The sequence below is a fragment of the Lysobacter sp. 2RAF19 genome (genome assembly GCF_052115395.1).
Taxonomy (GTDB): Bacteria; Pseudomonadota; Gammaproteobacteria; order Xanthomonadales; family Xanthomonadaceae; genus Noviluteimonas.
The window spans coordinates 1-19,337 of the sequence record NZ_JBFRGO010000003.1 but is presented as its reverse complement, the minus strand read 5'-3'; the positions used below and the strand labels follow the sequence as shown (position 1 = coordinate 19,337).

32 protein-coding genes are annotated in these 19,337 nt (G+C 65.4%); 1 reads left to right on the top strand and 31 read right to left on the bottom strand.

What is annotated here, in order from left to right; all coding sequences use genetic code 11:
* Position 1 precedes the first annotated feature (1 nt).
* Positions 2-1,726 carry an amidase gene (locus tag AB4059_RS11490; protein ID WP_498979088.1) on the top strand — a complete coding sequence of 575 codons (1,725 nt, stop codon included), beginning with the start codon at positions 2-4 and terminating at the stop codon, positions 1,724-1,726.
* Here AB4059_RS11490 and AB4059_RS11485 read toward each other — a convergent pair.
* The 31 genes from AB4059_RS11485 to AB4059_RS11335 all read right to left on the bottom strand — a co-directional run.
* Positions 1,677-2,645 carry a WD40/YVTN/BNR-like repeat-containing protein gene (locus tag AB4059_RS11485; RefSeq protein WP_498979086.1) on the bottom strand — a complete coding sequence of 323 codons (969 nt, stop codon included), beginning with the start codon at positions 2,643-2,645 and terminating at the stop codon, positions 1,677-1,679. The genes AB4059_RS11490 and AB4059_RS11485 overlap by 50 nt on opposite strands.
* 86 nt (positions 2,646-2,731) lie before the next feature.
* Complete coding sequence (locus AB4059_RS11480) at positions 2,732-4,126, bottom strand: class II 3-deoxy-7-phosphoheptulonate synthase (protein WP_498979084.1); 1,395 nt, start codon at positions 4,124-4,126, stop codon at positions 2,732-2,734.
* A 79-nt stretch (positions 4,127-4,205) separates the two neighbouring features.
* Positions 4,206-4,712, bottom strand: coding sequence for a disulfide bond formation protein B (locus tag AB4059_RS11475; RefSeq protein WP_498979082.1), 507 nt, complete (start codon positions 4,710-4,712; stop codon positions 4,206-4,208).
* A 114-nt stretch (positions 4,713-4,826) separates the two neighbouring features.
* The gene (rplQ, locus tag AB4059_RS11470; protein ID WP_498964711.1) at positions 4,827-5,201 is read right to left on the bottom strand and encodes a 50S ribosomal protein L17; all 375 of its coding nucleotides are present in this window, start codon (positions 5,199-5,201) and stop codon (positions 4,827-4,829) included.
* 184 nt (positions 5,202-5,385) lie between these two features.
* Positions 5,386-6,384 (bottom strand): DNA-directed RNA polymerase subunit alpha, encoded by a 999-nt coding sequence (locus AB4059_RS11465; protein ID WP_498964709.1) that lies wholly within the window; start codon positions 6,382-6,384, stop codon positions 5,386-5,388.
* Positions 6,385-6,452: 68 nt separating this feature from the next.
* Positions 6,453-7,082: a 30S ribosomal protein S4 gene (gene rpsD / locus AB4059_RS11460; protein WP_498964706.1), complete on the bottom strand. Its 630-nt coding sequence runs from the start codon at positions 7,080-7,082 to the stop codon at positions 6,453-6,455.
* Positions 7,083-7,096: 14 nt separating this feature from the next.
* Positions 7,097-7,492 carry a 30S ribosomal protein S11 gene (rpsK, locus tag AB4059_RS11455; protein ID WP_036167714.1) on the bottom strand — a complete coding sequence of 132 codons (396 nt, stop codon included), beginning with the start codon at positions 7,490-7,492 and terminating at the stop codon, positions 7,097-7,099.
* Positions 7,493-7,504: 12 nt separating this feature from the next.
* Positions 7,505-7,861: a 30S ribosomal protein S13 gene (gene rpsM / locus AB4059_RS11450; protein WP_498964704.1), complete on the bottom strand. Its 357-nt coding sequence runs from the start codon at positions 7,859-7,861 to the stop codon at positions 7,505-7,507.
* Between the two features lie 331 nt (positions 7,862-8,192).
* Positions 8,193-9,545, bottom strand: a complete 1,353-nt coding sequence (gene secY / locus AB4059_RS11445) for a preprotein translocase subunit SecY (protein ID WP_498979080.1) — start codon at positions 9,543-9,545, stop codon at positions 8,193-8,195.
* A gap of 7 nt (positions 9,546-9,552) precedes the next feature.
* The gene (rplO, locus tag AB4059_RS11440) at positions 9,553-9,990 is read right to left on the bottom strand and encodes a 50S ribosomal protein L15 (RefSeq protein ID WP_498964700.1); all 438 of its coding nucleotides are present in this window, start codon (positions 9,988-9,990) and stop codon (positions 9,553-9,555) included.
* 4 nt (positions 9,991-9,994) lie between these two features.
* Positions 9,995-10,192, bottom strand: a complete 198-nt coding sequence (gene rpmD, locus AB4059_RS11435) for a 50S ribosomal protein L30 (protein ID WP_498964698.1) — start codon at positions 10,190-10,192, stop codon at positions 9,995-9,997.
* Positions 10,185-10,724 (bottom strand): 30S ribosomal protein S5, encoded by a 540-nt coding sequence (gene rpsE / locus AB4059_RS11430; protein ID WP_498964696.1) that lies wholly within the window; start codon positions 10,722-10,724, stop codon positions 10,185-10,187. Before rpsE ends, rpmD begins: the two co-directional genes overlap by 8 nt.
* A 135-nt stretch (positions 10,725-10,859) precedes the next feature.
* Positions 10,860-11,213 carry a 50S ribosomal protein L18 gene (gene rplR, locus AB4059_RS11425; RefSeq protein ID WP_498964694.1) on the bottom strand — a complete coding sequence of 118 codons (354 nt, stop codon included), beginning with the start codon at positions 11,211-11,213 and terminating at the stop codon, positions 10,860-10,862.
* Positions 11,214-11,241: 28 nt separating this feature from the next.
* Complete coding sequence (gene rplF, locus AB4059_RS11420; RefSeq protein WP_498964692.1) at positions 11,242-11,769, bottom strand: 50S ribosomal protein L6; 528 nt, start codon at positions 11,767-11,769, stop codon at positions 11,242-11,244.
* 13 nt (positions 11,770-11,782) lie between these two features.
* Complete coding sequence (gene rpsH / locus AB4059_RS11415) at positions 11,783-12,178, bottom strand: 30S ribosomal protein S8 (protein ID WP_498964690.1); 396 nt, start codon at positions 12,176-12,178, stop codon at positions 11,783-11,785.
* Between the two features lie 60 nt (positions 12,179-12,238).
* On the bottom strand, positions 12,239-12,544 hold the full coding sequence (gene rpsN / locus AB4059_RS11410) for a 30S ribosomal protein S14 (protein ID WP_498964688.1): 306 nt from the start codon (positions 12,542-12,544) through the stop codon (positions 12,239-12,241).
* Between the two features lie 12 nt (positions 12,545-12,556).
* Positions 12,557-13,096, bottom strand: coding sequence for a 50S ribosomal protein L5 (gene rplE, locus AB4059_RS11405; protein WP_498979078.1), 540 nt, complete (start codon positions 13,094-13,096; stop codon positions 12,557-12,559).
* Between the two features lie 20 nt (positions 13,097-13,116).
* Positions 13,117-13,431 (bottom strand): 50S ribosomal protein L24, encoded by a 315-nt coding sequence (gene rplX, locus AB4059_RS11400; RefSeq protein ID WP_498964684.1) that lies wholly within the window; start codon positions 13,429-13,431, stop codon positions 13,117-13,119.
* Positions 13,432-13,445: 14 nt separating this feature from the next.
* Complete coding sequence (rplN, locus tag AB4059_RS11395) at positions 13,446-13,814, bottom strand: 50S ribosomal protein L14 (protein WP_036167737.1); 369 nt, start codon at positions 13,812-13,814, stop codon at positions 13,446-13,448.
* Between the two features lie 16 nt (positions 13,815-13,830).
* Positions 13,831-14,094: a 30S ribosomal protein S17 gene (gene rpsQ / locus AB4059_RS11390; protein WP_498964681.1), complete on the bottom strand. Its 264-nt coding sequence runs from the start codon at positions 14,092-14,094 to the stop codon at positions 13,831-13,833.
* Positions 14,095-14,104: 10 nt separating this feature from the next.
* Positions 14,105-14,302, bottom strand: a complete 198-nt coding sequence (gene rpmC / locus AB4059_RS11385) for a 50S ribosomal protein L29 (protein ID WP_498979076.1) — start codon at positions 14,300-14,302, stop codon at positions 14,105-14,107.
* Positions 14,302-14,715 carry a 50S ribosomal protein L16 gene (rplP, locus tag AB4059_RS11380; RefSeq protein WP_156641288.1) on the bottom strand — a complete coding sequence of 138 codons (414 nt, stop codon included), beginning with the start codon at positions 14,713-14,715 and terminating at the stop codon, positions 14,302-14,304. The genes rpmC and rplP overlap by 1 nt, the downstream gene beginning before the upstream one ends.
* Positions 14,716-14,717: 2 nt before the next feature.
* Entirely contained in the window at positions 14,718-15,461 is a 744-nt protein-coding gene (gene rpsC / locus AB4059_RS11375) for a 30S ribosomal protein S3 (protein WP_036167748.1), read from the bottom strand.
* 15 nt (positions 15,462-15,476) lie between these two features.
* Positions 15,477-15,812, bottom strand: a complete 336-nt coding sequence (gene rplV / locus AB4059_RS11370; RefSeq protein WP_498964674.1) for a 50S ribosomal protein L22 — start codon at positions 15,810-15,812, stop codon at positions 15,477-15,479.
* Between the two features lie 10 nt (positions 15,813-15,822).
* The gene (gene rpsS, locus AB4059_RS11365) at positions 15,823-16,092 is read right to left on the bottom strand and encodes a 30S ribosomal protein S19 (RefSeq protein WP_036167751.1); all 270 of its coding nucleotides are present in this window, start codon (positions 16,090-16,092) and stop codon (positions 15,823-15,825) included.
* Positions 16,093-16,098: 6 nt separating this feature from the next.
* Entirely contained in the window at positions 16,099-16,926 is an 828-nt protein-coding gene (gene rplB, locus AB4059_RS11360; RefSeq protein WP_498979075.1) for a 50S ribosomal protein L2, read from the bottom strand.
* Between the two features lie 10 nt (positions 16,927-16,936).
* On the bottom strand, positions 16,937-17,242 hold the full coding sequence (gene rplW / locus AB4059_RS11355; RefSeq protein WP_498964670.1) for a 50S ribosomal protein L23: 306 nt from the start codon (positions 17,240-17,242) through the stop codon (positions 16,937-16,939).
* Entirely contained in the window at positions 17,239-17,844 is a 606-nt protein-coding gene (rplD, locus tag AB4059_RS11350; protein WP_498964668.1) for a 50S ribosomal protein L4, read from the bottom strand. The genes rplW and rplD overlap by 4 nt, the downstream gene beginning before the upstream one ends.
* A 2-nt stretch (positions 17,845-17,846) precedes the next feature.
* Entirely contained in the window at positions 17,847-18,503 is a 657-nt protein-coding gene (gene rplC / locus AB4059_RS11345) for a 50S ribosomal protein L3 (RefSeq protein WP_498964667.1), read from the bottom strand.
* Between the two features lie 11 nt (positions 18,504-18,514).
* A complete protein-coding gene (rpsJ, locus tag AB4059_RS11340) occupies positions 18,515-18,826 on the bottom strand; it encodes a 30S ribosomal protein S10 (RefSeq protein ID WP_036167766.1) in 312 nt (103 codons plus the stop codon).
* A 362-nt stretch (positions 18,827-19,188) separates the two neighbouring features.
* The coding region (locus tag AB4059_RS11335; protein ID WP_498979692.1) for an EF-Tu C-terminal domain-related protein at positions 19,189-19,337 on the bottom strand (149 nt) is incomplete at its 5' end.

Here is a 19,337-nt window from a genome sequence, read left to right as displayed (position 1 = left end):
CATGCGCCTTGCCTTGCTCGCCCTCGCCCTCCTCGCGGCCACGGGCTGCCAGCCCCGCGACGCCGCCGAAAAAGCATCCGGACCCTCGCCGGCAAAGCCCGGTGCACCCGCTGCATCGACGGTGCCTGCCTTCGCCTTCGACGAGGCCGACATCGCCGGCTTGCAACAACGCATGGCGAAGGGCGATCTGACGAGCCACGCGCTGACGCAGGCTTACCTGGACCGCATCGCGGCAATCGACAAGGCGGGGCCGACGCTCAATTCGGTGATCGAACTCAATCCCAGGGCGCTCGCGGAAGCCGATGCGCTCGACGCCGAGCGCAAGGCCGGCAAGGTGCGCGGCCCGATGCACGGCATTCCCGTGTTGCTGAAGGACAACATCGACGCGGTGCCGATGGTGAACTCCGGTGGCTCGCTTGCGCTTGCGAACAACAAACCGTCCCGCGATGCGTTCCTCGTGCAGCGCCTGCGCGCCGCCGGTGCGGTGATCCTCGGCAAGACCAACCTCAGCGAGTGGGCCAACTTCCGGTCCACGCGTGCGAGCTCGGGCTGGAGCGGCCGCGGCGGCCAGACGAAGAACCCCTACGCGCTGGATCGCAATCCCTGCGGTTCCAGCGCGGGCACCGGTACGGCGATCGCGGCGAACCTCGCCGTCGTCGGCGTCGGCACGGAAACCGATGGCAGCATCATCTGCCCGGCGTCGGTCGCCGGCCTGGTCGGCTTGAAGCCGACGGTGGGCCTGGTGAGCCGCGACGGCATCATTCCCATCTCCAGCAGCCAGGACACCGCCGGGCCGATGACGCGCACGGTGACGGACGCGGCGGCGATGTTGTCGGCGATGGTCGGGCGCGACGACGGCGACGCGGCGACCGCGAACAGCGTGGGCAAGGCGGTGTTCGATTACGAAAAACGCCTCGACGCCAACGCGCTGCAAGGCCTGCGCGTGGGCATCCTGCGCAAGGAAATGGGCTGGCATCCGGATGTCGACGCAGCGATGGAGCGCGTCGTCGCCACATTGAAATCGGCAGGCGCCGACGTCGTGGATGCGGACATCGCGACCAAGGGCCAGTGGGACGATCCGGAATTCGAAGTGCTGTTGTTCGAATTCAAGGCGGGCGTGGAGAACTACCTGCAGAAGCACGACGCCGCGCCGAAGACGCTCGCGCAGCTGATCGAATTCAACAACCAGCACGTCGCCGAAGAGATGCCCTACTTCGGGCAGGAAATCTTCGAGAAGGCCAATGCCAAGGGATCGCTCGGCGATCCTGCGTACCTGGAAGCGAAAGCGAAGGCGCGTCGCCTCGCAGGTCCCGATGGCATCGATGCGGCGCTGAAGAAGGCGAACGTCGACGTGTTGATCGCGCCGGCGATGTCGCCGGCGTGGCCGACCGACCAGGTGCTCGGCGATCACTTCGTCGGTGCCGGTTACGGCGTCGCCGCGGTGGCGGGGTATCCGAGCCTGACGGTGCCGATGGGCGAAAGCCACGGCCTGCCGATCGGCGTGGTGTTCATCGGGCCGGCGTGGAGCGAATCGAAGTTGCTGTCGGTCGGTTATGCGTACGAGCAGCGCAGCAAGCTGCGGCGCGCGCCGACGTTCCTTCCGACGGTCGTGTTGGGGAAGACCGCGTTGCCCTCGTCGAAGGCGAGTGCGATGCCGGTGTGGACCACCGCGCCGGCTACGGATTCGACGGCGACGACGCCTGCGGCTGCTTCGACGCAAAAGTGATGCGCGCGATGCGGCCCTTGTCGCCGCTCGCCCAGGCGGTCATGCCGGCGCGGTCGATCGCGTCGTAGCCGGTCTTCGACAGTGGTCGCCAGGTGGCCAGTGCGCCGCCTGGCGGCGCATCGATCGCCTCCATGCCCGTCGGGCCCACGGCGATGCACAGCGAAACGGAGAAACACGCCGCGCCCGAGCGATAACCGGGTGGCGCCGGCAGCGTCCTGACAGTCAGGCCCTCCGCGCCCTGGTCCAGGAATGCGGCGCTGCCTTGCGTTTCGTGTTCGAAATCGCCGCCGACGACCAATGCGCGCGGTCCGACGGTATTGCTGATGGAGAAAATGCCCGCCGCGGGCACGCGATGCGGCATGTCGGTGGGAAGCGGCGTCCACGCGGGCGCGTCCGCGCGCGAAGACTGGATGCGCGAAGCAGCGCCACCGCCGGCGATGTACAAGGCACCCTTCGCGCCGCGTGCGATGCACGTCCCGCTCGCGGCGAACGCCGCTTCCTCCGGCAACGCTTCCGGCCCCTTCGCCTGCAACGTCCACGTGCGTCCGCCGTCGCGCGTTTCGCGCACCTGGTAACGCCCGTCGACCGGATCGCCGAGCATCCAACCGTCCTGCCCTTCGAACACCATGCAATCGAAGAACGCGCGCTTGTCGTCGTTCTTCAGCGCGAGCGTCCACGACTTGCCTGCGTCCTGCGTGCGATAGACGCGCGACTGTTCGCCCGGCCCGATGCTCAGCACGACCGCGGTGTTCGCGTCGAAGCCTTCGACGTCGCGGAAATCCAGCGCCTTCGCATCGGGCACCGATACGTTGGTCCAATGGGCGCCACCATCGATGGTGCGCAGCACGGTGCCTTCGCGCCCGCTGGCCCAGGCGATGTTGGCGTCGACCGCGGAGATGCCGCGCAGTCGCACGGTCACGCCGCTATCCTGGGTTTCGACGGTCGGGTTGGCCGCGAAGGCACTCGCCGCGAATGTCGCCGCGGCGATGGCGATCGACGCGCGCCTCACGCGTGCACCGGTGCCATCAATTGCGCCTGCTTGCGCACGATCAGCATCGCGGTCTCCAGGGCCTGTTCGTAGTTCAGGCGTGGATCGACCGTCGAGCGATAGGCGCGGACCAGATCGCTTTCGGTGAGCTCGCGCGCACCGCCGAGGCATTCGGTGACGTCTTCGCCCGTCAGTTCCAGGTGCACGCCACCCAGGCGCGTACCGGCGACGGCGTGCAGTTCGAAGGCCTGCTCCAACTCGTTGCGGATGTTGCCGAAGCGGCGCGTCTTGTAACCGTTGGCGGTGCTTTCGGTGTTGCCGTGCATCGGATCGCAGACCCAGAGGACGCGGCGCCCTTCGCGGCGCACGACGTCGAGCAGCGCCGGCAACTTGCTGCCGATCTGCGTGGCGCCCATGCGATGCACGAGCGTCAGGCGGCCGGGTTCGTCTTCCGGATTCAGCACGTCGATCAGTTTCATCAACGCATCGGGCGTCGTGCTCGGCCCGATCTTGACCGCGACCGGATTGCGGATGCCGCGGAAGTATTCGACATGCGCGCCATCCAGCGCGGCCGTGCGCATGCCGATCCACGGGAAGTGCGTGCTGAGGTTGAACCAGCCCCACTGGCGCGGCACCTGGCGCGTCTGCGCTTCTTCATAGGGAAGCAGCAGCGCTTCGTGCGCGGTGTAGAAGTCGACGCGGTTGAGGTTGTGCACCTGCGAACCGGACAGCGTCTCCATGAAGCGCACGGCATCGCCGATGCTGGCCACCATCCGGTGGTATTCGTCGGCGAGCGGCGAGTGGCCGACCCAGCGCAGATCCCAGTATTCGGGGTGGTGCAGATCGGCGAAGCCGCCGTCGATCAACGCGCGCACGAAGTTCATCGTCATCGCAGAGCGCGCATGCGCCTTGATCATGCGGCGCGGATCGGGCAAGCGTTCGGCGGCGGTGAAGCCGGGCGCGTTGACGATGTCGCCGCGATAGCTCGGGAGCGTCACGCCGTCGCGTGTTTCATCGTCGGTGGAACGCGGCTTGGCGTACTGGCCCGCGAAGCGACCCACGCGCACCACCGGCAGGCGCAACCCGTGCACGAGCACCAGGCTCATCTGCAGCAGCACCTTCAGGCGGTTGGAGATCACGTCCGAATTGCATTCGGAGAAACTCTCCGCGCAATCGCCACCCTGCAACAGGAAGCGCTTGCCCTCCTGCGCTTCGGCCAGGTGCTGCTTGAGCGCGATGATTTCCCACGAGGTGACGAGCGGCGGCAGGCCGCGCAGTTCGCGCAGCGCGTCCTGCAATGCGTCCGCATCCGGATACACGGGCATCTGCGTCGCCGGGCGCGCGCGCCAGCTGTCGGGCGCCCAGTCGGCGGGAAGGTTCACGGGATGCAGGGAGCGATCGGTATTTGCCATGGGACGACGCCAAATGGTGCAGTGCGTCGTCGCATCATGGGCCGGCGACGGATCGCCCGCAACCGGCGGAATGCACCGTTCAGCGGCGGCGGAATGCGCTCGTCACAATCAGGCCCGACAGCAGCACGAACCACAGCAACGACCACGCCGGCATCGACATGCCGAGAAGGTGCCAGTCGACCTTCGCGCATTCGCCCGAACCGGTGAGCACTTGGCGGACGACGTCGGCGAAGGGACTGGCGTCCATCATGAATTCCAGCGGCGGGCCGCAGGCCGGGACCTGGTCCGGCGGAAGGTGTGTCAGGTAGACGTGGCGTGCGGCGATACCGATGCCCGCGAGCGCGGGGATCAAGGCGATCACGCCGAGGATGCGGCGACCCGCCGCGCCGCGCGGCGCGATCAACCCACCGACGAGGAACGCGAGGCCGAGCGCGGCGAAGGCAATGCGCTGGAAGATGCACAGCGGGCACGGATTGAGGTGCCAATGCGTTTGCGAGAACAGCGCGAACCCGATCAGCGCCGCGCATGCGACGAACCCGAGCAGGAAACGGAGGCGGAAGGCGGAAGCGGCGGCGGTGTCGTTCATGCCGGCAAGCGTGGCTGAGCTTGCGCCCGATGGGAAGTGGCCGGCGTCCCGTGCGCACCAAAAAAGAAACCCCGGCACGGGGCCGGGGTTTCGGGTCTGGCATGGGGCGACCGATTACTCGGTGGCCGCCTCGGGGCGGTCGACCAGTTCGACATACGCCATCGGCGCGTTGTCGCCGGCGCGGAAGCCGCACTTGAGGATGCGCAGGTAGCCGCCCGGACGGGTGGCGTAGCGCGGACCGAGGATGGTGAAGAGGTTGCCGACCGCTTCCTTGTCGCGCAGGCGCGAGAAGGCAAGGCGGCGATTGGCGACGCCGTCGATCTTCGCGAGCGTGATGAGCGGCTCGGCGACGCGGCGAAGTTCCTTCGCCTTCGGCAGCGTGGTACGGATCAATTCGTGCTTGAACAGCGAGGCGGCCATGTTGCTGAACATCGCATCGCGATGGGCGCTGGTGCGGCTGAACTTGCGTCCGGCTTTCTGGTGGCGCATGGGTTGGTTTCCTTTGGAATCCTGAGTCGTTGGATTTCGCTGTCGCCGTCCTGGCGTTGACGCTCGGGCTACGCTGGCCCTGGCCGACCCTCCGTGGGCGGCGCGCCGCGCGGTTATGACCGCGTCGGGTGTTGCTCTTTACGACAGATGCCTGCGCGGAAAACCGCGCAGGCATCGATGCTGCTTAGCCCATCATCCCGTGCGAGGCGATGCCGGCCGGCGGCCAGTTTTCCAGCTTCATGCCGAGCGAAAGACCGCGCTGGGCGAGGACTTCCTTGATCTCGGTGAGCGACTTCTTGCCGAGGTTCGGCGTCTTGAGCAGCTCGACTTCCGTCTTCTGGATCAGGTCGCCGATGTAGTAGATGCTCTCGGCCTTGAGGCAGTTGGCCGAACGCACCGTCAGCTCGAGGTCGTCGATCGGGCGCAACAGCACCGGATCCACGCCGCTGGCCTGCGGCTTCGCCGCACCGCGGTCGCGGTGGGTGAAATCGCCGAACACCGACAGCTGGTCGCTGAGGATGTCGGCGGCGGTGCGCACGGCTTCCTCGGCGTCGATCGTGCCGTTGGTCTCGATGTCCAGGACCAGCTTGTCCAGGTCGGTGCGCTGTTCGACGCGCGCAGCTTCCACTGCGTAAGCGACGCGGCGCACCGGCGAGAACGAGGCATCCAGCATCAGGCGGCCGATCGCGCGGGTCTCTTCGTCCGGACGACGACGGGCGGCGGCCGGCTGGTAGCCGAACCCACGCTCGATCTTCAGGCGCATGTTGAGCGCCGTGTCCTTGGTGAGATGCGCGATCACGTGCGCCGGATTCAGGATCTCGACGTTGTGGTCGACCTTGATGTCGCCAGCGGTGACGACGCCCGGGCCCTGCTTCGCGAGGCTCAGCGTGGCCGAATCGCCGGTGTGCATGCGGATCGCGACGTCCTTGAGGTTCAACAACACCTCGAGCACGTCCTCCTGCAGGCCTTCGACCGTGGTGTACTCATGCAGCACGCCGTCGATCTCGACTTCCGTGATCGCGAAGCCGGGGATCGAGGACAGCAGGACGCGGCGCAGTGCGTTGCCGAGCGTGTGGCCGTAGCCGCGTTCCAGCGGTTCGATCACGACCTTGGCGCGGTTTTCTGCGATACGCTCGATCTGCGGACCGCGGGGGCGCAAGACTTGGTTTGCGGTAACCGTCATGTTGTAACGTCTCCAATAGGGCGGCACGCGACCACGTCTGGTCGCATGCCTGGTGCAGCTGCGAACCGTTACTTCGAATACAACTCGACGATCAGCGCTTCGTTGATGTCAGCAGGCAATTCGGCACGGTCCGGCACGGCCTTGAACACGCCGGCGAACTTCTTGGCGTCGACTTCGACCCACGCCGGCGACAGATCCATCTGCTGCGCGACGGTGACCGATTCCTGCACGCGAAGCTGCTTCTGCGCGCGCTCGGAGAGCGCGATCGCGTCGCCGGCCTTGACGGCGAACGACGGCAGGTTCACCGGCTTGCCGTTGACCGTGACGCCGCGGTGCGAAACCAGCTGGCGCGCGGCCGGGCGGGTGACGGCGAAGCCCATGCGATACACGACGTTGTCCAGGCGCGTCTCGAGGAGCTGCAGCAGGTTTTCACCCGTGTTGCCCTTCTTGGTGGACGCCTTCTTGTAGTAGTTGCGGAACTGACGCTCCAGCAGGCCGTAGATGCGCTTGACCTTCTGCTTTTCGCGCAGCTGGGTCGCATAGTCGGACAGCTTGCCCTTGCGGGCGGTGGCGCCGTGCTGGCCGGGCTTCTGCTCCAGCTTGCACTTGGAATCGAGCGCGCGCGCCGGCGACTTCAGGCCGAGATCGGCGCCTTCGCGACGGGCGAGCTTACAGGTGGGACCAATATAACGAGCCATTTTTCTTCAGCTCCTCAGACGCGGCGCTTTTTCGGCGGACGGCACCCGTTGTGCGGGATGGGCGTCACGTCGATGATGTTGGTGATCTTGTAGCCGACGTTGTTCAACGAACGCACGGCGCTTTCACGACCCGGACCCGGTCCCTTGATGCGGACTTCGAGCGACTTGACGCCGTAGTCGAGCGCAGCACGGCCCGCCTTTTCGGCGGCGACCTGGGCGGCGAAGGGCGTGGACTTGCGCGAACCGCGGAAGCCCGCGCCGCCCGAAGTCGCCCACGACAGCGCGTTGCCCTGGCGGTCGGTGATCGTGACGATGGTGTTGTTGAACGAAGCGTGGACGTGCGCAACGCCGTCGGTGACGACGCGCTTGATCTTCTTCTTCGTTTTTGCGGCAGCTGCCGGCTTGGCCATGGTGTGGGTTCCTTACTTCTTGATGGCCTTGCGCGGACCCTTGCGGGTGCGTGCGTTGGTCCGGGTGCGCTGGCCACGCAGCGGGAGACCACGGCGGTGACGCAGGCCGCGGTAGCACGCCAGGTCCATCAGACGCTTGATGGCCATGCCGACTTCACGACGCAGGTCGCCTTCGACCACGTACTTGCCGACTTCCGCGCGCAGGCGCTCGACATCGGGTTCGGACAGGTCGCGGATCTTGATGTTCGAAGCAACGCCCGCAGCGGTGCAGACCTTCTTCGAACGGGTACGGCCGATGCCGTAGATGCTTTGAAGCCCGACCCAGACATGCTTCTGGGCAGGCAGGTTGACGCCCGCAATACGCGCCATGACGCGATCTCCAAAACTGATGGCCGCCGGACGTGTTCGACCCGGCAAGGGAACATGAAAGTTTAGCGTGGTCTCGTGGAACTTGGAAGTCCCGGGCCAAACGGCCCTGAACCCGGCATGGGGAGTGTGCCCATGCTCCGGCGACGGATTCCGGACTGCTCGGGCAACGCGGCGAACCCCGCCCTGCCCTTGCCCCGCGCGCTACTCCGGCGCGCGGTCTGGTCCGGACCCACCCGCGCACGAGACCGCCGCGCGAGTCGCCCTGGTCGACCCGGGCGAAACCCGGGTCGGGGTGCGGAACCGGCTGGGCCGGTGCCGCGGTGTGTTTCGATCAACGGCCGGTCAGGCCGCGCGAACCCTTGAGGTTCGCCTTCTTCAGCAGGCTTTCGTACTGGTGGGACGTCAGGTGCGCCTGGATCTGCGCCATGAAGTCCATCACCACCACGACCACGATCAGCAGCGAAGTGCCGCCGAAGTAGAAGGAGGCGCCGATTTTCGTGCGCATCACTTCAGGAAGCAAGCAGACCAGCACCAGGTAGGCCGCACCCGCACCGGTCAGGCGCGTCAGCACGCCGTCGATGTAGTCCGCGGTCGCCTTGCCGGGGCGGATGCCCGGGATCAGCGCGCCCGACTTCTTGAGGTTGTCGGCCGTTTCCTGCGAGTTGAAGACCAGCGCCGTGTAGAAGAACGCGAAGCCGATGATCAGGGCCGCGAACAGGATCATGTGCAGCGGCTCGCCCGGGGCCAGCGACTGTGCCGCGCGCTGGAGCCAGTTGGCCTGCCCCGCCTGGCCGAACCAGGTGGAGGCCGTGGCCGGGAACATGATCAGGCTCGAGGCGAAGATCGGCGGGATCACGCCCGACATGTTGAGCTTCAGCGGCAGGAACGAGGTCTGGTTCATGTACGCGCTGCGACCGCCACCCTGGCGACGCGCGTAGTTGACCGTGACCCGGCGCTGCCCGCGCTCGACGAACACGACGAGGAAGGTGAAGGCCAGCACGATGCCGGCGATCGCCATCACCTGGAGCGCGCTGATGTCGCCGTTGCGCGCCTGTTCGAACGTGGTGAGCACCGCGCCCGGCAGGCCGGAGACGATACCGGCGAAGATGATCAGCGAAACGCCGTTGCCGATGCCCCGCTCGGTGACCTGCTCGCCCAGCCACATCAGGAACATCGTGCCCGCGGTCAGCGAAACCACCGCGGTCAGCACGAACCCGGGACCCGGGTTGTAGACCACCGGCATGCCGCCGGAAGCCACCTGGTGCTGCAGCGCGAAGGCGATCGAACCGGCCTGCACGATCGCCAGGAACACCGCGCCCATGCGCGAGTACTGCGTGATCTTGCGGCGACCGGACTCGCCTTCCTTCGACATCGCCTTCCAGCTCGGCAGGATCTGCGTCATCAACTGCACGACGATCGAGGCCGAGATGTACGGGACGACGTTCAGGGCGAACAGGCTGAAGTGCTGGAGCGCGCCACCGGAGAACATGTTGAACATGTCCACGATGGTGCCCTTCTGCGACTCCATGAGCTGGATCATCGCCTGCGGGTTGACGCCCGGCACCGGGATGTAGCACCCGATGCGGTAGACGATCAACGCGCCGAGGACGAAGAACAGGCGCTGACGGAGCTCGGTGAATTTACCGAGCCCGCCACCGAGATTCGCAGCTGCGCCTCGCGCCATGCGTCGCTTACTCCCCGACCTGGCCGCCGGCCGCTTCGATCGCGGCCTTGGCGCCGGCCGTGGCCATCAGGCCCTGGAGCACGAACTTCTTGGTCACTTCGCCCTTCTTCACGACCTTCACCTTGCGGGCGGCCTGCGGGATGAGCTTGGCGGCGCGCAGCGCGGCGATGTCGATCGTGCCGGCATCCAGCTTGTCCAGTTGGTACAGCAGCACTTCGGCCGTGTCCTTCAGGAGCTTGGAGCGGAAACCGATCTTCGGCAGGCGACGCTGCATCGGCATCTGGCCGCCTTCGAAGCCGGCCTTGATCTTGCCTTTGCCGCTACGGGCGAACGAGCCCTTGTGGCCGCGACCCGCGGTCTTGCCGAGGCCCGAACCGATGCCGCGACCCACGCGGGTGCGTTCCTGGCGGGCGCCGTCGGCGGGCTTGAGGGTATTCATACGCATGTGATCAATCCTCCACGCGAACGAGGTAGTGCAGCTGCGTGATCAGGCCACGCACCTGCGGGCTGTCCTTCAGCTCGCGCACATCGTTGAGCTTGTTGAGGCCGAGGGCGCGCACCGACAGGCGATGACGCGCCTGCGTGCCGCGAAGGCCCTTGACGAGGCGCACCTTGACGGTGCCAGTGTTTGCGGGCGTCTTAGCCATGGTTCAAGTCCTCGACCTTCTTGCCGCGCTTGGCCGCGATCTTGTTCGGCGAGCTCGTCTCACCCAGGCCGCGCAGCGTGGCGCGCACCAGGTTGATCGGATTGCGCGAACCGACGGCCTTCGCCAGCACGTTCTTGACGCCGACCGCTTCGAGCACGGCGCGCATCGCGCCGCCGGCGATCACGCCGGTACCTTCGGAAGCCGGCTGCATGAACACGCGCGCGGCACCGTGGCCCGACTTCACGGCGTGCCAGAGCGTGCCGTTGTTGAGGTCGACCTGGATGAAGCTCTTGCGGGCGTATTCCATCGACTTCTGGATCGCGACCGGCACTTCGCGCGCCTTGCCGTAACCGAAGCCGACCTTGCCGTTGCCGTCGCCCACCACCGTCAGCGCGGTGAAGGTGAACTGGCGACCGCCCTTGACCGTCTTGCTGACGCGATTGACCGCGATCAGCTTTTCGATCATGCCGTCATCGACTTCCTCGCGGTCGCGATTGCGATCGCGACCCCGGGATTCACGTTGTTCTGCCATTGTCTTGTCTCGGTAGTTGAGGAATTTACGGCTCTTGGCCGCTTGGAGTTGTTGGTATGCCGCGGGTGTTCCGCGAACGGGAGAACTCCCGCCCGCGTCCGATACCGACCGTATCGACGGTTGAAAGTTTCTTGCTTAGAACTGCAGGCCGCCTTCGCGGGCAGCATCGGCGAGCGCCTTGATGCGGCCGTGGTAGCGGTAGCCCGAGCGGTCGAACGCGACCTTCTCGACGCCGGCAGCCTTCGCCTTCTCGGCGATCATGCGACCGACCTTGGCGGCGGCATCGGCGTTGCGACCGTTCTTCAGGCCTTCCTTGACGTCGGACTGCACGGTCGAGGCCGAAGCCAGGACCTTGGAGCCGTCGGCGGTGAAGACCTGGGCGTACAGGTGCTGGCCGGTGCGCAGCACCGACAGGCGCGGCACGCCGAGTTCGCGGATGTGCGCGCGCGTCGACTTGGCGCGGCGCAGGCGGGCGGGTTTCTTGTTCATGCGTATGTCTCCGAAAGCTGAAAGCCGCTTAGGCCTTCTTGGCTTCCTTGCGGATGATGTTCTCGCCGGCGTACTTCACGCCCTTGCCCTTGTACGGTTCCGGCGGGCGGAAACCGCGGATCTTCGCCGCCACTTCGCCGACGCGCTGCTTGTCGGCGCCGGACACGACGATTTCCGTCTGCGTCGGCGTGGCGATGGTGATGCCTTCGGGAGCCTTGAACAGCACCGGGTGGGAAAAGCCCAGCGAGAGATTCAGGTCGGTGCCCTGCATCGCGGCACGGTAACCGACGCCCACCAGCTCGAGCTTGCGCTCGAAGCCCTGGCTGACGCCCTGCACCATGTTCGCGAGGATGGCGCGGAGCGTACCGGCCATCGGGAGGAGCGACGGGTCGTTGGCCGAGAGCAGCGCATTGCCGTCTTCGACCTTGACTTCGACGCCGGCCGGCTTGGCGATCGACAGGGTGCCCTTCGGGCCCTTGACGGTCACGTTCTCGGCCTGGATGTTCATTTCGACGCCCTTGGCCAGGGCGATCGGTTGCTTGGCGACGCGCGACATAGTCGTTACTCCCTTAGGCCACGACGCACAGGACTTCACCGCCGACGCCCTGCTGGCGCGCCTGCGAGTCGGTCATGATGCCCTTGGACGTGGAGATGATCGCGACACCGAGGCCACCGAGGACCTTGGGCAGCGCGTCCTTGCCGCGGTACTGGCGGAGGCTGGACTTCGACACGCGCTGGAGGCGTTCGATGACCGGCTTGCCTTCGTAGTACTTCAGCGCGATTTCGAGGACCGACTTGGCGCCGTCCTTGGTCACGCGCGACGACGCGATGTAGCCCTCTTCCTGGAGGACCTTCGCGATCGCGACCTTGATCTTGGACGACGGCATCGAAACAGCCGGCTTGCCGACGGCGGCCGCATTCTTGATGCGGATCAGCATGTCGGCGATGGGATCAGTCATGCTCATTGATAGTACCTTTGAGTGCACCGATATCCGCGGGATGCGAATACTTCTACTTGGAACTTGTTACCAGGACGCCTTGCGGAGGCCCGGGACGTCGCCGTTCATCGTCGCCTTGCGCAGCATGTTGCGCGCCAGGCCGAACTTCTTGTAGACGCCACGCGGACGGCCGGTGATCGCGCAACGCGTGCGCTGGCGGCTTTCCGAGGAATCGCGCGGCAGCTTCTGCAGCTTGACGACGGCTTCCATCTTTTCTTCGTACGAAGCGGTGGTGCTGGAGATGATCTTCTTCAGCGCGTCGCGCTTGGCACCATGCTGCTTCGCCAGCTTGGCGCGCTTGACTTCGCGGTTGACCATCGAGGTCTTGGCCATGGTGTCGTGCCCTTAGTTGCGGAACGGGAAGCGGAAGGCTTCGAGCAGGGCCTTGGCCTCAGCATCGGTCTTCGCCGTGGTGGTGATCGCGATGTCCATGCCGCGCATGGCGTCGACCTGGTCGAAATCGATCTCCGGGAAGATGATCTGTTCCTTGACGCCCATGTTGTAGTTGCCGCGGCCGTCGAACGAACGACCCGACACGCCGCGGAAGTCGCGCACGCGCGGCAGCGAGATGTTGATCAGGCGATCGAGGAACTCGAACATGCGGGCGCGGCGCAAGGTGACCTTGCAGCCGATCGGCCAGCCGTCGCGGATCTTGAACGAGGCCACCGAGATGCGCGACTTGGTGACCAACGGCTTCTGGCCGGCGATCTTGGCCATGTCGGCCACCGCGTTCTCGAGGATCTTCTTGTTCGCCGCCGCCTCGCCCACGCCCATGTTGAGCGTGACCTTGACGAGCTTCGGCACTTGCATCGGATTGGTGTAGCCGAACTGCTTCATCAGCTTCGGCACCACGTCTTCCTTGTAAATCTTTTCAAGCCGGGTCATGACATTTCCTCGGACGGCGATCAGCCGTCGATCGATTCACCACTGGAGCGGAACACACGCAGTTTGCGTCCATCCTCCAGGACCTTGAAGCCGATGCGCTCGCCCTTGCCGGAGGCAGGGTTGAACAGCATGACGTTCGAAATGTGGATCGGCGCTTCGCGCTCGATCACGCCGCCGGCCTGGCCGAGCTGCGGGTTCGGCTTGGTGTGGCGCTTGATGACGTTGATGTTGGACACGACGACCTTGTCGCCGGCCACGCGCACCACGTCACCACGCTTGCCCTTGTCCTTGCCGGAGATGACGACCACCTGGTCGCCCTTGCGGATACGGTTCATATGGGTTCCTTCGCTCAGAGCACTTCGGGCGCGAGCGAGACGATCTTCATGAACTTCTCGGAACGCAGCTCGCGGGTCACGGGCCCGAAGATGCGCGTACCGATGGGCTCATGCTTGTTGTTGAGCAACACCGCGGCGTTGCCGTCGAAGCGGATCAGCGAACCGTCGGCGCGGCGCACACCCTTGCGGGTACGGACCACGACGGCGTCGTAGACGTCGCCCTTCTTGACCTTGCCGCGCGGGATCGCGTCCTTGACGGTCACCTTGATGATGTCGCCGATGTGGGCATAGCGGCGCTTGGAACCACCAAGCACCTTGATGCACATCAGTTCCTTCGCGCCCGAGTTGTCGGCGGCGTCGAGATAGCTCTGCATCTGGATCATGGCTGTCTCTCCTTCCTTACTCGGCTGCGCGCGTCAGAATTTCGACGACACGCCAGTTCTTGGTCTTCGACATCGGCGCGCACTCGGCGATGCGCACGAGGTCGCCTTCCTTGCAGGCGTTCTCGGCGTCATGCGCGTGCAGCTTGGTCGAGCGGCGGATGTACTTGCCGTACAACGCATGCTTGACCTGGCGCTCGACGAGCACGGTGATGGTCTTGTCCATCTTGTTGCTGACGACGCGGCCATCGACCGTGTGCAGCTTCTTGGCATTCTCGTTCATCGTCGAGTCCTTACTTCTTTGCCACGTCGCCGAGCAGCATGTTCACGCGCGCGATTTCGCGGCGGACACGGCGGGCTTCATGGGTCTTGGCCGGGGGCAGCTGGCCCGTGGCCTTCTGCATGCGGAGCGCGAACTGCTCCTTCTGCAGCTCCACGAGGTGGGCCTTCAGTTCGCCGGCGTTCTTCTGACGCAGGTTCTTGAGTTCCATCAGCGCACCGTCCGGGTAACGAAAGTGGTGGTGACCGACAGCTTGGCCGCGGCCAGGCGGAACGCCTCGCGCGCGACTTCTTCGCTGACGCCTTCGATCTCGTAAATCATGCGACCCGGCTGGATCTGCGCGACCCAGTATTCGACGTTGCCCTTGCCCGAACCCATTCGAACTTCGATGGGCTTCTTGGTGATCGGCTTGTCGGGGTACACACGGATCCACATCTTGCCGCCGCGCTTCACGTAGCGGCTGATCGAGCGGCGGGCCGCTTCGATCTGGCGCGCGGTGAGCTGGCCGAAAGCCGTGGACTTCAGGCCGAACTCGCCGAACGAAACGGCATTGCCGCTCCAGCTCAGGCTGTCGTTACGGCCCTTGTGCATCTTGCGGTATTTGGTTCGCTTGGGTTGCAACATGATTAATCCCTCGCCTCGCGCTCACGACGCGGACCACGCGGACGGTCGGCGCGATCGCCGCGCTCACCACGCTCGGCGCGCGGCGTATCGTCCTGCTTTTCCTGGCCGACCTGGCTGAAGTCGAACACTTCGCCCTTGTAAACCCACACCTTGATGCCGATGATCCCGTAGGTCGTCTTCGCTTCGGCGAAGCCGTAGTCGATGTCGGCGCGCAGCGTGTGCAGCGGCACGCGACCTTCGCGGTACCACTCCGAACGCGCGATTTCCGCACCGTTGAGGCGGCCGGCGACGTTGACCTTGATGCCCAGGGCACCGAGGCGCATCGCGTTGCCGACCGCGCGCTTCATCGCACGGCGGAACATGATGCGGCGCTCGAGCTGCTGCGCGATCGACTCGGCGACCAGCTGCGCATCGAGTTCGGGCTTGCGGACTTCGGTGACGTTGATGTGCGCCGGAACGCCCATCAGGTCGCTGACTTCCTTCCGCAGCTTCTCGATGTCCTCGCCACGCTTGCCGATCACCACGCCCGGACGGGCGGTGTGGATCGTCACGCGCGCGTTCTGCGCCGGACGCTCGATCAGGATTTTCGAAATACCGGCCTGCGCGAGCTTCTTGCGCAGCATGTCGCGGACCTTGAGGTCGGCGATCAGGTAGTCGGCGTAATGCTTCTTGCCGGCATACCACTTGGAGTTCCAGTCCTTGGCGATGCCCAGGCGGATACCGGTCGGATGAACTTTATGACCCATCGTCTTATCTCCGCCTTACTTGCCGGCACCGACAACCACGGTGATGTGGCTGGTGCGCTTGAGGATCCGGGTGCCGCGGCCCTTCGCACGCGCCATGAAGCGCTTCAGCGTGGGACCTTCGTCGACCATGATGGAGGTGACGCGCAGGTCGTCGACGTCGGCGCCCTGGTTGTTCTCCGCGTTGGCGATCGCCGATTCGACGACCTTGCGGATCATGCCGGCGGCCTTCTTGTCGGAGAACTTCAGCAGGTTGACGGCACGCTCGGCCGACAGGCCGCGCACCTGGTCTGCGACCAGGCGGGCCTTCTGCGCGGAGATGCGCGCAGAGCGCAGGATGGCTTTCGCTTCCATGGTCATCTCCTTACTTCCCGCTCTTCTTGTCGCCGCCATGACCCTTGAACGTCCGGGTCAGTGCGAATTCGCCAAGCTTGTGGCCAACCATGTTTTCGTTGACCAGGACCGGGATGTGGTTCTTGCCGTTGTGCACGGCGATGGTGAAGCCGACCATTTCCGGCATGACCATCGAACGACGCGACCAGGTCTTGATCGGCTTCTTGTTGTTGCCCGCGGTCTCCACCTTCTTCATCAGGTGGTGGTCGACGAACGGACCCTTCTTCAGTGAACGTGCCATGGCCGATTAACCCCTGCGATCGCGCACGATGAATTGCGTGGTGCGCTTGTTCTTGCGCGTCTTGTAACCCTTGGTCGGGACACCCCACGGGGTGACCGGATGCGGGTTGCCCTGGCCAGCCTTCGCCTCGCCACCACCGTGCGGGTGGTCGACCGGGTTCATGGCGGCGCCGCGAACGGTCGGCTTGATGCCGCGCCAACGCTTCGCACCGGCCTTGCCCAGCTTCTCGAGGTTGTGCTCGACGTTGCCGACTTCGCCGATCGTCGCGCGGCATTCGGCCGGCACCTTGCGCATTTCGCCGGAGCGAAGACGCAGGGTGGCGTAACCGGATTCGCGGGCGATCAGCTGCACGCCGGCGCCTGCGGCGCGGGCGAGCTGCGCACCCTTGCCCGGCTTCATCTCGATGCAATGCACCGTGGAGCCGACCGGGATGTTGCGCAGGGGCAGCGTGTTGCCGACCTTGATCGGGGCGTCGCGGCCCGCGATCACCTGGTCGCCGCTCTTCAGGCCCTTGGGGGCGATGATGTAGCGACGCTCGCCATCGACGTAGCACAGCAGCGCGATGTGCGCGGTGCGGTTGGGATCGTATTCGATCCGCTCCACGCGCGCCGGAATGCCTTCCTTGTCGCGCTTGAAGTCGATGATGCGGTAATGCTGCTTGTGGCCACCGCCGATGTGGCGGGTGGTGATACGGCCGTGGTGGTTACGGCCGCCGGTCTTGCCCTTCTTCTCGACCAGCGCGGCGAACGGAGCACCCTTGTGGAGGTCCGGCGTCACGACACGGACCGCCGAACGGCGACCGGGGGAGGTGGGCTTGAAAGTCATCAATGCCATGGGTCTGTCCTCAGGCCTTGGCCATCATCACGTCGATCGACTGGCCTTCGGCCAGCTTGACGTACGCCTTGCGCCAGTCGCCGCGCTTGCCCTGGCGAAACTTGAAGGACTTGTTCTTGCCCTTCACGTTCACCACGTTCACCGCTTCGACCTTCACGTCGAAAATCTGCTCGACCGCAACCTTGATGTCAGCCTTGGTGGCGGTCTTCGCGACTTCGAAGACGTACTGATTCGACACTTCCTGCAGGCGCGCGGTCTTTTCGGACACGCGCGGCGCGCGGATTACTTCGTACACGTTGTTGGTGATCGCGCTCATGCCAGCCACTCCTCGATCTTCTTGACCGCATCGGCCGTCATCACGACCGAATCGGCGCCGACGAGGGCGACCGGGTCGAGACCCTGCACGTCGCGCACTTCGACGTACGGCAGGTTGCGCGCGGACAGGTACAGCGATTCCGACGCATCCTCGGTCACGATCAGCGGACGACGACCGACCGACAGATCCTTGAGCTTGGACATCAGGCCCTTGGTCTTCGGACCGTCGAGGTCGAAGGATTCGACGACGGTGATGCGGCCCTGGCGGTTGAGCTCCGACAGGATCGCGGCGATCGCCGCGCGGTACATCTTGCGGTTGACCTTCTGCGCGAAGCTGCGCGGCTTGGCCGCGAACGTCACGCCGCCGCCGACGAAGATCGGAGCCGTCAGCGCGCCATGACGCGCGCCGCCGCCCTTCTGCTTCTTCGACTTCTTCGTGGTGCCGTTGACTTCCGAACGCGTCTTCTGCGCCTTGGTGCCGGCGCGGCCCGCGTTGCGGTAGGCGACGACGACCTGGTGGACCAGGTCCTCGGAGAATTCGCGACCGAACACGGCGTCCGAAACGGACAGCGTGTTCTTGCTGTTATTGATGGACAGTTCCATCGTCAGACTCCCTTGCTCGTCGGACGCACGATGACGTCGCCGCCCGGCGCACCCGGCACGGCACCGCGCACGGCGATCAGGCCGCGCTCGGCGTCGACCTTGACCACGCGCAGGTTCTGCGTCGTCTGCTGCTCGGCGCCCATGTGGCCCGACATCTTCTTGCCCGGGAACACGCGGCCCGGCGTCTGGCGCTGGCCGATCGAACCCGGCGAACGATGCGACAGCGAGTTACCGTGCGTCGCGTCGCCCATGGTGAAGTTCCAGCGCTTGATCGTGCCCTGGAAGCCCTTGCCCTTGGTGATGCCCTGGACGTCGACGGCCTGGCCGACTTCGAAGATGTCGGCGCGAATTTCGCCGCCCACCTGGAAGTCGGAGATCTTGTCGTCGGCCACGCGCAGTTCCCACAGGCCGCGACCGGATTCCACCTTCGCCTTGGCGAGGTGGCCGGCGGCCGGCTTGTTCACCAGGGCGGCGCGCTTGACGCCGACGGTGACCTGCACGGCGCTGTAGCCGTCGGTCTCGACCGTCTTCACCTGGGTGATGCGGTTGGGGGTGGCTTCGATCAGGGTCACCGGGATGGACTTGCCATCTTCGGTAAACACGCGGCTCATGCCGGCCTTGCGGCCGACGATGCCCAACGAATGCTTCTTCGCGGTCATGGTGGCGGGCCTCAGGTCAGCTTGATTTGCACGTCGACGCCAGCCGCGAGTTCGAGCTTCATCAGCGCGTCCACGGTCTTGTCGTTCGGGTCGACGATATCGAGCACGCGCTTGTGCGTGCGGGTTTCGTACTGGTCGCGCGCGTCCTTGTCGGCGTGCGGCGAGGTAAGAATGGTGTAGCGCTCGAGCTTGGTCGGCAGCGGGATCGGGCCGCGCACTTGCGCGCCGGTCCGCTTGGCCGTCTCGACGATCTCGCTGGCCGAGCGGTCGATCAAACGATGATCGAATGCCTTCAGCCGAATCCGGATCTTCTGGTCCGCCATGACGGGAATTCCTCTGGAAAGAGCGGGAGGTCGGCCTCTGGTGTGCCGGCCCCGGGTTTCTTTGAAACGGGGTGCTTCGGAGCGGGGTGCGTCCTGCAAAATCAAGGGCGGGCCGGTTTCCCGGTCCGCCCAGACGGAGTCGTGAACGCGCAAGCGGCCCCGCCATGTGTGTCCCGAAAATCTTCGGAACGGGCGGAGCACCACCGCGCGACATATCCCTGTCTGGCGAAAACGAGGTGCATCCTGCCCCTCAGTTCGCTGGTCCCTGTGGCCTTCCGTTCAAGGCAGGCCGCGAGGGTCTTGCATTCTAGTGGGTCTCCCGGGGGAATGGCAACCCATTCCCCCGGAAAATCACAGACTTATTACTTGATGATCTTCGCCACGACGCCGGCGCCGACCGTACGGCCGCCTTCGCGGATCGCGAAGCGCAGGCCATCGTCCATCGCGACGGGGTTGATCAGCTCGACCACCATCTTGATGTTGTCGCCCGGCATGACCATTTCCACGCCTT